This window comes from Pseudomonas subflava, assembly GCF_023823685.1.
Lineage (GTDB): Bacteria > Pseudomonadota > Gammaproteobacteria > Pseudomonadales > Pseudomonadaceae > Aquipseudomonas > Aquipseudomonas subflava.
Genome location: NZ_JAMXBF010000005.1, coordinates 277665 through 291904, shown reverse-complemented (window position 1 = coordinate 291904; position 14240 = coordinate 277665). Strand labels below are relative to the sequence as shown.

12 protein-coding genes and 2 pseudogenes are annotated in these 14240 nt (G+C 67.3%); 1 reads left to right on the top strand and 13 read right to left on the bottom strand.

What is annotated here, in order from left to right:
• Window positions 1-101 precede the first annotated feature (101 nt).
• Both NF616_RS21390 and NF616_RS21385 read right to left on the bottom strand, forming a co-directional pair.
• A pseudogene (locus tag NF616_RS21390) lies at window positions 102-956 on the bottom strand (methyl-accepting chemotaxis protein); the annotation flags it as partial.
• 345 nt (window positions 957-1301) lie between these two features.
• Window positions 1302-2405: pseudogene (locus tag NF616_RS21385) on the bottom strand (cache domain-containing protein); the annotation flags it as partial.
• Between the two features lie 355 nt (window positions 2406-2760).
• Between NF616_RS21385 and NF616_RS08075 the strand changes: the two are divergent.
• Window positions 2761-3459 carry a class I SAM-dependent methyltransferase gene (locus tag NF616_RS08075; RefSeq protein ID WP_252272720.1) on the top strand — a complete coding sequence of 233 codons (699 nt, stop codon included), beginning with the start codon at window positions 2761-2763 and terminating at the stop codon, window positions 3457-3459.
• A 3-nt stretch (window positions 3460-3462) separates the two neighbouring features.
• Here NF616_RS08075 and NF616_RS08070 read toward each other — a convergent pair whose 3' ends face one another.
• The 11 genes from NF616_RS08070 to hutU all read right to left on the bottom strand — a co-directional run bounded on the left by NF616_RS08070 (window position 3463) and on the right by hutU (window position 14218).
• Complete coding sequence (locus tag NF616_RS08070; protein WP_252272719.1) at window positions 3463-3855, bottom strand: GFA family protein; 393 nt, start codon at window positions 3853-3855, stop codon at window positions 3463-3465.
• 57 nt (window positions 3856-3912) lie between these two features.
• Complete coding sequence (locus NF616_RS08065) at window positions 3913-4674, bottom strand: ABC transporter permease (protein WP_252272718.1); 762 nt, start codon at window positions 4672-4674, stop codon at window positions 3913-3915.
• The gene (locus NF616_RS08060; RefSeq protein WP_252272717.1) at window positions 4671-5603 is read right to left on the bottom strand and encodes an ABC transporter ATP-binding protein; all 933 of its coding nucleotides are present in this window, start codon (window positions 5601-5603) and stop codon (window positions 4671-4673) included. Before NF616_RS08060 ends, NF616_RS08065 begins: the two co-directional genes overlap by 4 nt.
• A 128-nt stretch (window positions 5604-5731) precedes the next feature.
• On the bottom strand, window positions 5732-6256 hold the full coding sequence (locus NF616_RS08055; protein WP_252272716.1) for an SRPBCC family protein: 525 nt from the start codon (window positions 6254-6256) through the stop codon (window positions 5732-5734).
• A gap of 322 nt (window positions 6257-6578) precedes the next feature.
• Window positions 6579-7007 carry a YybH family protein gene (locus NF616_RS08050; protein ID WP_252272715.1) on the bottom strand — a complete coding sequence of 143 codons (429 nt, stop codon included), beginning with the start codon at window positions 7005-7007 and terminating at the stop codon, window positions 6579-6581.
• 28 nt (window positions 7008-7035) lie between these two features.
• Window positions 7036-7809: a DUF899 domain-containing protein gene (locus NF616_RS08045; protein ID WP_252272714.1), complete on the bottom strand. Its 774-nt coding sequence runs from the start codon at window positions 7807-7809 to the stop codon at window positions 7036-7038.
• 116 nt (window positions 7810-7925) lie between these two features.
• Complete coding sequence (locus NF616_RS08040) at window positions 7926-8276, bottom strand: YciI family protein (RefSeq protein WP_252272713.1); 351 nt, start codon at window positions 8274-8276, stop codon at window positions 7926-7928.
• 88 nt (window positions 8277-8364) lie between these two features.
• Window positions 8365-9600: an RNA polymerase sigma factor gene (locus tag NF616_RS08035; protein ID WP_252272712.1), complete on the bottom strand. Its 1236-nt coding sequence runs from the start codon at window positions 9598-9600 to the stop codon at window positions 8365-8367.
• A gap of 79 nt (window positions 9601-9679) precedes the next feature.
• A complete protein-coding gene (gene hutC / locus NF616_RS08030) occupies window positions 9680-10390 on the bottom strand; it encodes a histidine utilization transcriptional repressor HutC (RefSeq protein ID WP_252272711.1) in 711 nt (236 codons plus the stop codon).
• A 508-nt stretch (window positions 10391-10898) separates the two neighbouring features.
• Entirely contained in the window at window positions 10899-12434 is a 1536-nt protein-coding gene (gene hutH, locus NF616_RS08025; RefSeq protein WP_252272710.1) for a histidine ammonia-lyase, read from the bottom strand.
• Between the two features lie 122 nt (window positions 12435-12556).
• Window positions 12557-14218 carry a urocanate hydratase gene (gene hutU / locus NF616_RS08020; protein ID WP_252272709.1) on the bottom strand — a complete coding sequence of 554 codons (1662 nt, stop codon included), beginning with the start codon at window positions 14216-14218 and terminating at the stop codon, window positions 12557-12559.
• Between the last annotated feature and the right edge of the window lie 22 nt (window positions 14219-14240).

The following is a 14240-nucleotide window of genomic DNA, read 5'->3' as shown; positions in this document are numbered from 1 at the left end:
CGCTTCCTCGCTGTTTTGACCCGCCGCAGGCTGTTACCAACGTTGCGCCTAGCCTGGCTCCAGCTCGCAAGATCCTAAAAACAGGTTCTGAAACTCCCGCCTCACTCGGTGCGGAAGCGCACCACCAGCTGCTTGAGCGCGCTGCTCAGCTCGCGCTGCTCGTGGGAATACTGCTCCACCTCCATCGCCTGACCGGATACCTGGCTCACCGCGTCGTTGATGGCGACGATGTTCTGGTTGATGTCCTCGGTCACCAGGTGCTGCTCCTCGGTCGCCGTGGCGATCTGCATGGTCATGTCGCGGATCATCTGCACGGCGTTTTCGATGTTCTCGAACGCGCCCATCACCTCGCTGGCCTGCTCGATGGCCTTGCCGGACTCGGACAGGCTCTGGTCCATGGTCGACGTGACCTCGGTGATGCGGCTGACCAGCAGGTTGAGGATGTTGTTGATCTCGCCGGTGGAATCCTGGGTGCGCTTGGCCAGGTTGCGCACCTCGTCCGCCACCACGGCGAAGCCGCGGCCCTGTTCGCCGGCGCGGGCCGCCTCGATGGCCGCGTTGAGCGCCAGCAGGTTGGTCTGCGCGGCGATCTGCTGGATGGTCGAGAGGATGTTGTTGATCACGCCGGTGGAATCCTGGGTGCGCTGGGCCAGGTTGCGCACCTCGTCCGCCACCACGGCGAAGCCGCGGCCCTGTTCGCCGGCGCGGGCCGCCTCGATGGCCGCGTTGAGCGCCAGCAGGTTGGTCTGCGCGGCGATCTGCTGGATGGTCGAGAGGATGTTGTTGATCTCGCCGGTGGAATCCGGGGTGCGCTTGGCCAGGTTGCGCGCCTCGTCCGCCACCACGGCGAAGCCGCGGCCCTGGTCGCCGGCGCGGGCCGCCTCGATGGCCGCGTTGAGCGCCAGCAGGTTGGTCTGCTCGGCGATCTGCTGGATGGTCGAGAGGATGTTGTTGATGCTCACCGTCTCGCGTTCCAGCTCCTGAATCACTTTGCTCGACTCGAGGATGCTGGCGCCGAGCTTGTTGACCCCGGCGGTGCTGCGGGCGATCACCTGCTTGCCGTTGTGCGTCGCCTCCAGGCCCTGCTTGGAGGCATCGGCCGTGCGCACGCAGGTCTGCGCCACCTCGTTGGCGGCGGACGACATCTCGGTGACCGCGGTGACGATCTGCTCCACCGCGCTCAGCTGCCGCTGCAGGCCGGCGGCCATGGCCGTGGTGCGCTCGTTGGTCTGGCTGGAAACGCCGTGCATGCTGATGGCGTTGTCCTTGATCATCTTGATCATCGACTGGGTCGACTCGATGAACTGGTTGAACCAGGTGGCCAACTCGCCGGTTTCGTCGCGGCTCTGCAGGTCGAGGCGGCGGGTCAGGTCGCCCTCGCCCTGGGCGATGGTGCGTAGCCCGTCCTTGACCAGATTGATCGGCGTGACGATGCGGTTGGCGATGACCACCCCGGCCAGGCCGAACAGCAGCACCAGCACGGCGGAAACGCCGAGGGTCAGCCAGGTCAGCTCGTGGGCGCTGGCGAAGATCTCGTCAGTCTGCATGAAGCCGATGAATTTCCAGCCCAGCTCCGGCGAGGTGTAGACGTTGGCCATGTAGTCGACGCCGTCGATGTTCACCTCGATCAGGCCGTTCTCGGTGCTGGCGATGGTCTTGAAGTAGTCGCCCGGCAGTTCGCTGAGCTTCTTGAAGTTGTTGTCCGGCTGGCGGCCGTCCACCAGCAGGGTGCCGCTGCTTTCCACCAGCATGAAGAAGCCGGTTTCGCCGAAGCGGATCTTCTGCGTCATGTCGGTCAGCGACTTGAGCGACACGTCCGCGGCCACCACGCCGGCGAAATTGCCGGCCTGGTCCTTGAAGCCCTTGAGCACCGAGACGTAGACCGCGTCGTCCGGCTCCCAGTAGTAGCCGTCGCGGCGGGTCAGGGCGAAATTAGCGTCACGCCCCATGCCGTACCAGGGGCGCTGGCGCGGGTCCCATTCGCCGTACTCGCCGGTGCCCGGCCACTCGATGTAGCCGCCCGCGGCATCGCTCATGTAGACGTAGCCGAAGGTAGGGTTGTTGTTACCGATGCCGGAGAAGTAGTCGAAGATCTGCTTCTCGCGCCCGCCCTTGGCGGTGGCCACCTCGGAAGGCTTCTGCTTGTCGCCGAAATAAGTGCTCAGCTCGCCGCCGCTGGTGTCGCGCACCGCGGGAAACTCGGCCATGGCCGACACGGTATGGCCGACGGCGTCGAAGAAGGTGACGAAGGTGTTGTCCACCAGGCGCACGTCCAGGCTGCTGGATTCGCGAAAATGGGTCTCGGCCTGTTCGGTCACGTTGCGAATGGTCAGCAGCGCCACGATCAGCACGGGGACCAGGGTTGCGATCAGAAAACTCGCCAGCAGTTTGCTCTTGATACTCATGCAGGGAAGGCCTTTGACTAATGATCGGTGGGGCGGACACGGCATCGCTTCGCCGCCGCAGAGGCGCGATTTCATACTAGGTAACGGCCTGTGGCTTGAACAGTTGAGCACCCTCCCGAAGCAGCGAGGGCAGCAGCACAGACGCCCGCGTAGGGTGCGCCATGCGCACCGAGGCAACGGCGCGGAAGCCAATGGTGCGCGCGGCGCACCCTACCGATTGCCCGAGCGCGAGGCCGTATCGCCCACCGCCTGGATGCCCGGCCAGGCCGAGGGCTTGACAGCTCCGGTAGGCTGAATGAAGAAGCGCGCCGACCGCACGCCCTGCCCGCCCATCGCGCCACACAAGGAACGCACCGTGAACAGTGACGAAATCAAGGCTCTCTTCGACCAGCAGGCCGCCAGCTACGACGAGCGCTGGGCGAAGACGGCGCCCATCCGCGAGGCGCTGCATTTTCTCCTCGAGGCGGTATTCGCCGGCCTTCCCAAAAACGCCCGGCTCCTCTGCATCGGCGCGGGCACCGGCGAGGAGATCAGCTATCTCGCCCGGCGTTTTCCCGGCTGGCACTTCACCGCCGTCGAGCCGTCGGGCGCGATGCTCGATGTCTGTCGGCGCAAGGCCCGGGAGGAAGGCTTCGAGGCGCGCTGCCAGTTCCACGAGGGTTACCTGCAGTCGCTGCCGGAGCTGTCGCCCTTCGATGCGGCCACCGCCTTTCTGGTCTCGCAGTTCATTGTCGCGCGGGAGGAGCGCATCGGCTTCTTCCGCGACATCGCGGCGCGGCTGCGCCCCGGGGCGATCCTGGCCAGCTCGGACCTGGCCTCGGACGTGAGTTCGCGCGAGTACACCGCACTGCTCTACACCTGGATGAACATGATGCTGGCCGCCGACATTCCCGCCGCCGGCGTGGAACAGATGCGCGCGGCGTACGCCAGGGACGTCGCGGTGCTGCCGCCCGACCAAGTGGAGAAGATCATCGCCGCGGGCGGTTTCGATCTGCCGGTGCGTTTCTACCAGGCCGGCCTGATCCACGCCTGGTTCTCCAGGCGCGCCGGCTGACGGCTAATCCTCGAAACGCCCGCTAGAGTCCCGGTCCCGCTCGTAGCGATGGGCGAGCGGGAACGGCGGCAGCCCGGGCTCGCGGCGGACGGTCCAGCTCTCGTAGGTCGGTTTGAAGCGGCCGGGCTCGTCCAGCGAGCCGAGGTACACCTCGACCTCGTCCGCGGTGCGGGCGAACACCGACGAGCCGCAGCGCGGGCAGAAGAAGCGCCCGGCGTAGTCCCGCGTTTCGCCCTCGATGGTCACCGCCTCCTCGGGGAATATCGCCGAGGCGTGGAACAGCGCGCCGTGGTGCTTGCGGCAGTCGAGGCAATGACAGAGGCCGACCCGGTACGGCCGGCCCGACGCCACGAACCGCACATCGCCACATAAACAACCGCCGGTGAATCGCTCCATCTCGCGTCTCCTCTCGGTTGGCCGGCGCCGCTGCCAAGGCGGCAGCGGCGGGCGGCGTCACTGGCGCAGCCGATAGCCGGTCTTGAAGATCCAGCTCACCACCAGCACGCAGGCCAGCAGGAAGCCGAGGATCATGCCCACGCTGAGGGCGAGGTTGACGTCGGCCACCCCGAAGAAGGCCCAGCGGAAGGCGCTGATCAGGTACACCACCGGGTTGAACAGGGTCAGTTTCTGCCACAGCTCCGGCAGCATGCTGATGGAGTAGAAGCTGCCGCCGAGGAAGGCCAGCGGGGTGACGATCAGCGCCGGCACGATCTGCAGTTTCTCCCAGCCATCGGCCCACACGCCGATGATGAAGCCGAACAGGCAGAAGGTGATCGCCGTCAGCACCAGGAACGCCAGCACCCAGAACGGGTGGGCCACCTCGAAATCGACGAACAGCCGCGAGGTGGCGAAGATGATCAGGCCGAGCACCACCGACTTGGTCGCCGCCGCGCCGACATAGCCGACCAGGATCTCGAAGAACGACACCGGCGCCGACAGCAGCTCGTAGATGGTCCCCGAGTACTTGGGCATGTAGATGCCGAACGAGGCGTTGCCGATGCTCTCGGTGAGCAGCGCCAGCATGATCAGACCGGGCACGATGAAGGCGCCGTAGCTGACCCCGTGCACCTCGGTCATGCTCGAGCCGATGGCCGAGCCGAACACCACGAAGTACAGCGAGGTGCTGATCACCGGGGTGGCGATGCTCTGCAGCAGGGTGCGCCAGGTGCGGTGCAGCTCGAACAGGTAGATGGACTTGATGGCTTGCAGGTTCATGCGCGCTCCTTCTCGTGCACCAGGCTGACGAAGATGTCTTCCAGCGAGCTCTCGCTGGACTGCAGGTCCTTGAAGTCGATGCCGTGCTGGGCCATGTCCTTGAGCAGCTCGGCGATGCCGGTGTGCTCGCGCTGGGCATCGAAGGTGTAGACCAGCGCGTGACCCTCGTCGGCCAGCTCCAGGCCGTGGCCGGCCAGCTCGGCGGGCACTCTCGCCAACGGGTGCTTGAGCTGCACGGTGAGCTGTTTCTTGCCGAGCTTGTGCATCAGCACGTCCTTGTCCTCCACCAGGATGATCTCGCCCTTGCGGATCACCCCGATGCGGTCGGCCATCTCCTCGGCCTCCTCGATGTAGTGGGTGGTGAGGATGATGGTCACGCCGCGCTCGCGCAGGCGGCGCACCATGTTCCACATGTCGCGGCGCAGTTCCACGTCCACGCCGGCGGTGGGCTCGTCGAGGAACAGGATCGACGGCTCGTGGGAGAGCGCCTTGGCGATCATCACCCGGCGCTTCATGCCGCCGGACAATTCGAAGATCTTGGCGTCGCGCTTGTCCCACAGCGACAGGTCCTTGAGCACCTGCTCCAGGTACCGCGGGTCGGGCTTCTTGCCGAACAGGCCGCGGCTGAACTTGACCGTGGCCCAGACCGTTTCGAACACGTCGTTGACCAGCTCCTGGGGCACCAGGCCGATGGCCGAGCGCGCCGCGCGGTAGTCGGACTTGATGTCGTGGCCGGCGACCCGCACCCTGCCCTCGCCCGGATTGACGATGCCGCAGATGATGCTGATCAGAGTGGTCTTGCCGGCGCCGTTGGGGCCCAGCAGGGCGAAAATCTCGCCCTTGTGGATGTCCAGGTTGATGTTGCTAAGGGCCGGATGGCCGGACTTGTAGGTCTTGCTCAGGTTCTCGACGGAAATCACCGATTCCACGGTTGCTCCTTAGCCAGGCAGTCAAAACAGGAGCCATGTCCCCATCGCCTCGCTCGCGCACTTCAGCGCGGTGTGGAGCGGCGCGTACGGCTCGGGACATCAGCCGATCAGGGGCGATTGTACGCCGATCAGCTCACCTCCACGCGCATGCGCAACTGTTGCAGGCCCTGTTCGAAGTCGCCGCCGACCATCTTGTCCATGTCGAACACCAGGCCCATGGCCTTGCCGACGAAGCCGTTGCGGCCGGTCATGCTCCAGCTCACCCGCGTGCCGCTGGCTTCGGGCTGGAAGCTGAACTCAGCCAGGTTGGTGGCGCGAAAGGGCTCGAGGAACTCCAACTGGATCAGCACCCGCTCGCCCGGCTCGCTCTCGAGGATGGTCGCGCTGCCCTTGCCCACCTGCTTGTTGCCGGCCCAATGCTGGACCGCGCCCACGCCCTGCTCGGCGCCTTGGTACTCCACGCGCATGGCCGGGTCGCGCCGGGCCCAGGGCGACCAGTGCGGCCACTGGTGAAAATCGTTGACCTGAGCGAACAGCGCCGCCGGCGGCGCCTGGATCAGTGCCGAGCGCTGCACCCGGAACTCATCCGGGCGGCTGGCGACGAACACCGCCAGGCCGGCGATCAGCAGTACGACGACGATCAGAATGGTCATGCGCTTCCTTCCTTGCATTGTGGTTGTCTCCCGTTCCTCTTCCGCGCATGGGCGGGAGGTGTCAGCTCAATGGCAGCCCTCGCCGGTAGCCCGGACGATCTACTCCCTCTCCCGTTCACGGGAGAGGGCCGGGGAGAGGGTGCGCGGTTCGTGCCCTCTCCCCCAGCCCCTCTCCACCGTGGGAGAGGGGAGGCAGCCCGTGGCGTTCCCTCTCACCGTAGCCCGGATGCACTCCGGGTAAACCTGCCGCGACGTTCCCGGATACGATCCGGATAAACCAGTCGAGGGCATTCCCGATTTCATCCGGGCTACTGCTCCAGCCTCAGGGTTGCAGCTCGAACAGCGCCTGGCCGCTCTCGGGATCGAAGGGCGCGGAGAAGTGGTCATGGACGATGCGCCACTGGCCGCCGATCCGGCGATAGCCCTGGGTCACGCGCATCCAGCAGCTGTGCGTATTGCCCTCGGCATCAGTGCCGCCGCAATGGCAGAGGAAGTGGCCGAAGCCGACATCACCCTCGCCCCACTGTTGCAGCTGGTGCACCTCGAAGGTCATCGGCCCCTGGCACATCTCCAGGCACTTCTTCCAGTGCGCCTTGTAGACCTCGCGGCCCTTGAACTGCAGTTGCAGGATGGCATCGAAGGCCAGCAGGTCGTCGCTGTAGTGGCCGAGGATGGCGTCGACGTCGCGGGCGCGGTTGGCCGCTTCCCAGCTGTCGGTCAGGGCTTTCAATTCGCTGTGGGCAGTGCTCATGGAATGTCTCCTCCGGAAGTTGAGCCGCTCAGGCGCAGCAGTCGTGGCGGGCCGGCGCGGCGCCGTCGTATTCGTCGTGCAGGCGGGTCCACATCAGGCCCTTGCCCTCCAGGTCGACCATGCCGTCCCAGCCCTCGCCGCGGCCGAACGGCGTCAGGTCGAGGTAGTGGAAGGTGTTCATCAGCATGTCCAGGCCGCGGCCATAGGTGGAATAGGTGTGGAACACCCGCTCGCCGTCGCGCAGGAACACGCTGGCGCCGGGCTGCTCGCCCTTGACGTGATAGAGCTGCCCCAGGCGTTCCAGCTCGGCCTTGTCGCGGTAGTTGTATTCCACCGGGGCCTGGCTCTCGTCGAGGGTGACGTGGAAGTCGTAGTTGAAGCGGCTGCCGAACGACGAGTACCACGGCAGGTCCCAGCCCATGCGTTTTTTGAACGCCTCCAGCTCCTCCAGCGGCGCGTTGGAGACCATCACCAGGCTGGTGTCGCGGGCATGCAGGTGGGCCAGATGGCCGATGTTGTCGGCCACCAGCGAACAGCCGTCGCAGCCCTCGCCTTTGTCGCGGTGGTACATGAAGTGGTAGACGATCAGCTGGCGCCGCCCGGCGAACAGCTCGGCCAGGCCGACCTCGCCTTGCGGCCCGGTGAAGCGGTAATCCGCCGTGATCTCGACCATGGGCAGCGCCCGGCGCTGCCGGTTCAGCGCGTCGCGCTGGTGGGTCAGGGCCTTCTCCTGCTCCAGCAGATCGAGACGTGCGGCCAGCCATTCCTCGCGGCTGGCGACTTTCGGGTATTCAGGATTCATTGCGGTTCCTCCTCGTGGCGGCACGGCGGCAGCCGAGCCACAGGCCAATGCCGCCGGCACCGGCGACGCTGGCGCCACCCAGAGCCAGGGCGGCCAGACAGAACGGGCACACGACTTCAGCCCTCGAGTTGCAACTGGCGCACCGGGCGCACCTCGACGCTGCCGACCCGCGCGGCCGGGATGCCGCCGGCGATCTGCAGCGCCTCGTTGAGGTCGCGCGCCTCGATCAGGTAGAAGCCGGCCAGCTGCTCCTTGGTTTCGGCGAAGGGGCCGTCGGTGATGCTCAGCTTGCCGCCGCGCACGCGCACCGTGGTGGCGGTGGCGACCGGCTCCAGCGGCTCGGCGGCCAGCAGGCGGCCGCTCTGCTGCACGGTCTCGGCATAGTCGAAGCACTCCGGATCGCGCGGGCTCTCCGGCAGGCTGTGCAGGAGCTTCTCGTCGCTGTAGATCAGGCACAGGTATTTCATCGCTCTCCTCCCTGGCAGCGGAAATCGCTGCTGTCATCCTCTGGTCGAGCGGCGCATCGGCATTTCGACAGGGCCGCGAAAAAAATCTTCAGGCGCCCGGCAACTCGGCCAGGCGGCGTTCGAGAAACTGCCGGTCGGCGCCCTGCTGGCTCAGCTGCAGGGCGCGCTGGTAGGCGGCACGCGCCTCGCTCCAGCGACCCAGGCGGCGGTTCAGATCGGCGCGGGCCGCGTGGGCCAGGTGGTAGTCGGCCAGCTCACCGCGTTCGAGGATGGCCTCCACCTGATGCAGCCCGGTCTCGGCGCCGTCGCGCATGGCCAAGGCCACCGCGCGGTTGAGCTCGATCACCGGCGAGGGTGCAGCGCCGAGCAGCACGTCGTACAGGCCGACGATCTGCGCCCAGTCGGTCGCCTCGACGCTCGCCGCCTCGGCATGCACGGCGGCGATGGCGGCCTGCAGGCAGTAGGGGCCGATTTCGCCGGAGTCGAAGGCCGCCTTGATCTGCGCCTCGCCCTCGACGATCAGCGCACGGTCCCACAGGTCGCGGTCCTGTTCCTCCAGCAGCACCGGCTGGCCCTCGGCATCGCTACGCGCGCCGCGCCGCGACTCCTGCAGCAGCATCAGCGCCAGCAGGCCACGCACCTCGGATTCCGGCAGCAGCTCACAGAGCAGGCGACCGAGGCGGATGGCCTCGGCGGACAGGTGCTGGCGGGTCAGCTCGTCGCCGCTGCTGGCGAAATAGCCTTCGTTGAACACCAGGTAGACCACCCGCAGCACCGCCTCCAGGCGTTCGGGCAGCTCGCGGCGGCCCGGTACTTCGTAGGGAATGCGCGCGTCGCGGATCTTGTTCTTGGCCCGCACGATGCGCTGGGCGATGGTCGGCGGCGTGGCCAGGAAGGCGCTGGCGATCTCCTCGGTGGTGAGGTCGCAGACCTCGCGCAGGGTCAGCGCCACCTGGGAGTCGGGCGCCAGGGCCGGGTGGCAGCAGGTGAAGATCAGGCGCAGGCGGTCGTCTTCCAGATGCTCGCCATTCCAGGCATCGCCGCCGGCCGGCTCCTCGACATCGTCGAGGGCCTGGAAACGCGCCTGGCGGCGCAGCTGGTCGATGGCCTTGAATCGTCCGGCCGATACCAGCCAGCCACGCGGGTTGGCCGGCACACCCTGCTCGGGCCACTGTTCCATGGCGGCGCGGAAGGCTTCGTGCAGCGCCTCCTCGGCCAGGTCGAAATCGCCGAGCAGGCGGATCAGGGTGGCCAGCACCCGGCGGGATTCCTCGCGGTACAGGCGCTCCAGCGCTGTTTCTACGGGCTTGTTCTGGCGATCCATCGGCGCGTCCGTCGGTACGGTAGACCCCAGAGCCTAACCACTGCGGTGCCGATCTGCACTCCGCGCGACCGGCGGGCGCTCAGCGGCGCTTGGTATTGGAGCGCAGCTTGTAGCGTTCGCCGGGGTGGATCAGCCGTGCGTAGCTGATCAGGTGCTCGTCGGACCAGGTGCGGCGGATCATCGACAGGCAGGGCGAGGCCGGGTCGATAGCGAGCCAGGCGGCGGTCTGCGCATCGACCAGCACGGCCTCGACCACGTGCTCGACATCGGAGATCGGGCAGCTGGCGACCAGCACCTCGTTGGGCGTGTGCAGGGCGAAGTCGCTGTCCAGGTAGTGCGGCACCCAGCGCGGGTTGACGAAGCGATCCTCCAGCTGGATCGGCACGCCATCCTCGCGGTGCACCAGGATGCTGTGGAACACCTGGGCGCCCAGGCGTAGGCCGAGGCGCAGGGCCACCTCGTCGTCGGCCTCGATGGCCTCGCAGCGCAGCACGTCGTTGCTGTAGGCATGGCCGCGGGCGCGTACCTCGCTGGCGATATTGAGCACCTCGTGCAGCGAGGACTCGGCCTTGCGGTCGGTGACGAAAGTGCCGAGGCCGGCCTGGCGCACCAGGTAGCCCTGTTGCACCAGGTTGTTGATGGCCTTGTTGGCGGTCATGCGGCTGACGGCGAAATCGCGGGCCAACTGCTCTTCCGGGGGGATCTGGTGGTTGACCGGGTAGGCGCCGCCGTGGATGCGCTCGAGGAGGAAGTCCTCGATCGCCTTGTAGCGCGGGGTGGTGCTGGTCACGGCGGCTCCTTGGAAATGCCCGATGGTGGCGGATGATAGCGGAGCTTGGCGGCTCTCTCCCACTCGTGGGCCGGCCCTCTTCGGTGGGCGGGAGAAGGAGTAAGCCTGTAGCCCGGATGAAATTTGGGGCACCGAGTGGCCTGTTTCCCGGATTGCATCCGGGCTACGCCATCCGCCCCCCTCTTCCGATTGTGGCGGAGCTAGGCGGCCAATACAGGGGAGAGGGTTTGACCATGGCCGACCTCGCCCGCCCTCTCCCCAGCCCTCTCCCGTGGACGGGAGAGGGAGTAAGCCTGTAGCCCGGATGAAATCCGGGGGCACCGGGTGGCCTGCTTCCCGGATTGCATCCGGGCTAAGTATCTGGATGGCGCTCCACCGAGCGGGGCCGTGGTGGATGAGCAGAGCGTCATCCACCCTACATGGCTACGCCTCTACGCCACCGTCACCCTCCCATTTTTATAGAAAAGAAGCCGAGGCGGCCGGCGCGGAGGGTTAGTCGTGGGCTATCTCAGCCCAGCGACGGCAGCAGCCCGGCCGGCAGCAGCGGGGTCAGCACGCGTTCGGCGAGCAGGTCGTTGGCCGCGGCGATGTCGGGGGCGAAGAAGCGGTCCTCGACGTAGTACGGCACCTGGGCGCGCAGGGCCTGGCGGGCCTGTTCCAGCGGCGGGGTGCTCTTGAGGCCCTCGCGGAAGTCCAGGCCCTGGCAGGCGCCCAGCCATTCCACGGCGAGCACGCCACGGGTGTTGGCGGCCATTTCCCACAGGCGCTTGCCGGCGTTCGGCGCCATCGACACGTGGTCTTCCTGGTTGGCCGAGGTGGGCAGGCTGTCGACGCTGTGCGGGTGAGCCAGGGCCTTGTTGTCGCTGGCCAGGGCCGCGGCGGTGACCTGGGCGATCATGAAGCCGGAGTTGACGCCGCCATTGGCCACCAAGAACGGCGGCAGCTGCGACATGTGCTTGTCCATCATCAGCGAGATGCGCCGCTCGGACAGCGAGCCGATCTCGGCGATGGCCAGGGCGATATTGTCGGCGGCCATGGCCACCGGTTCGGCGTGGAAGTTGCCACCGGAGATCACGTCGCCCTCGGCGGCGAACACCAGCGGGTTGTCCGACACCGCGTTGGCCTCCACCGCCAGCACCTCGGCGGCCTGGCGCAGCTGGGTCAGGCAGGCGCCCATCACCTGGGGCTGGCAGCGCAGCGAGTACGGGTCCTGCACCTTGTCGCAGGCGGCGTGGGAGCGGCCGATCTCGCTGCTGGCGCCGAGCAGGTGACGGTAGGCGGCGGCCGCGTCGATCTGCCCGCGCTGGCCACGGGCGGCATGGATGCGCGCGTCGAAGGGCGCCCGCGAACCGAGCATGGCCTCGACGCTCAGCGCGCCGCAGACGCTGGCGGCGGCGTACAGGTCCTCGGCCTCGAACAGCCCGCGCAGGGCATAGGCGCTGGACACCTGAGTACCGTTGAGCAGGGCCAGGCCCTCCTTGGCGGCCAGGGTCATGGGCTCCAGGCCGGCGATGGCCAGGGCCTCGGTAGCCGGCAGCCATTCGCCCTTGCGCCGCGCCTGGCTCTCGCCGAGCAGCACCAGCGACATATGCGCCAGCGGCGCCAGGTCGCCGGAAGCACCGACCGAGCCCTTGAGCGGAATGTGCGGATAGACCTCGGCGTTGACCAGGGCGATCAGCGCCTCGATCACCTTGCGGCGGATGCCGGAGAAGCCGCGGGCCAGGCTGTTGACCTTGAGCAGCATGATCAGCCGCACCATGGCGTCGTCCAGCGGCTCGCCGGTGCCGGCGGCGTGGGACAGCACCAGCGAGCGCTGCAGCTTCTCCAGGTCGGCATTGGCGATGCGGGTGGAGGCCAGCAGGCCGAATCCGGTGTTGATGCCGTAGGCGGTGCGGCCTTCGGCGATGATGTTCTCGACGCAGGCGACGCTGGCGTCGATCGCCGGGTGGGCGCTCGGGTCCAGGGTCAGGTGCAGCGGCGCCTGGTAGGCGGCGCGCAGGTCGGCCAGGGTGAGGTGGCCGGGTTTCAGGTTCAGCGTGTTCATCGGCAGTTCTTCCACAGAGCGTTCAAATCGCGAGCCAGAGCCAACGCGGCGACTGGCTGAGGATGCGGAGTCCCGGACATTCTGCGCGCCGGTAGGCCGACGCGCAGGGCCTGGACAGGTTCTCAACCGATCATCGGCAGTTTAAGGCCCTGTTCGCGGGCGCAGTCGATGGCGATTTCGTAGCCGGCGTCGGCATGGCGCATCACGCCGGTGCCCGGGTCGTTGGTCAGCACGCGGGCGATGCGTGCGGCGGCTTCGTCGGTACCGTCGCAGACGATGACCATGCCCGAATGCTGGGAGAAGCCCATGCCCACTCCGCCGCCGTGGTGCAGCGACACCCAGGTGGCGCCGCTGGCGGTGTTGAGCAGTGCGTTGAGCAGCGGCCAGTCGGACACCGCATCGGAGCCGTCGCGCATGGCCTCGGTCTCGCGGTTGGGGCTGGACACCGAGCCGCTGTCCAGATGGTCGCGGCCGATAACGATAGGCGCCGACAATTCACCCGAGCGCACCATCTCGTTGAACGCCAGGCCGAGCTTGGCACGCAGGCCAAGGCCGACCCAGCAGATGCGCGCCGGCAGGCCCTGGAAGGCGATGCGCTCACGGGCCATATCCAGCCAGCGGTGCAGGTGGGCGTCGTCAGGGATCAGCTCCTTGACCTTGGCGTCGGTCTTGTAGATGTCCTCGGCGTTGCCGGAAAGTGCGGCCCAGCGGAACGGGCCGACGCCGCGGCAGAACAGCGGACGGATATAGGCCGGGACGAAGCCGGGGAAGTCGAAGGCGTTGGCCACGCCCTCCTCTTTCGCCATCTGGCGGATGTTGTTGCCGTAGTCGAAGGTCGGCACGCCCATCTTCTGGAAGTCGAGCATGGCTTGCACGTGCACGGCCATGGACTGCTTGGCGGCCTTGACCACGGCGGCCGGGTCGGTGGCGGCGCGGTCCTTGTACTGCTCCCAGGTCCAGCCGGCCGGCAGGTAGCCGTTGAGCGGGTCATGGGCGCTGGTCTGGTCGGTGACCATGTCCGGGCGCACGCCACGGCGTAACAGTTCCGGCAGGATCTCGGCGGCGTTGCCCAGCAGCGCGATGGAGATGGCCTTGCCCTCGCTGGTGTACTTGGCAATACGCGCCAGCGCGTCGTCCAGATCGGTGGCCTGCTCGTCCACGTAGCGGCTGCGCAGGCGGAAGTCGATGCTGGTCTGCTGGCATTCGATGTTCAGCGAGCAGGCGCCCGCGAGCGTGGCGGCCAGCGGCTGGGCGCCGCCCATGCCGCCGAGGCCCGCGGTCAGCACCCAGCGGCCCTTGAGGTTGCCGTTGTAGTGCTGGCGACCGGCCTCGACGAAAGTCTCGTAGGTGCCCTGGACGATGCCCTGGCTGCCGATGTAGATCCAGCTGCCGGCGGTCATCTGCCCGTACATGGCCAGGCCCTTGGCATCCAGCTCGTTGAAGTGCTCCCAGCTGGCCCAGTGCGGCACCAGGTTGGAGTTGGCGATCAGCACCCGCGGCGCGTTGCTGTGGGTCTTGAACACGCCGACCGGCTTGCCGGACTGCACCAGCAGGGTCTCGTCGTCATTCAGCTCCTTGAGCGTCTCGACGATCTTGTCGTAGCACTCCCAGTTGCGCGCGGCGCGGCCGATGCCGCCGTACACCACCAGCTCCCTGGGGTTCTCAGCCACCTCGGGGTCGAGGTTGTTCATCAGCATGCGCAGCGGCGCCTCGGTCACCCAGCTCTTGGCGTTCAGCTGGGTGCCGCGCGGCGCGCGGATTTCCACGTCACGGAACTTGGTCATGGTCGGTGTCTCCTCGATCGAA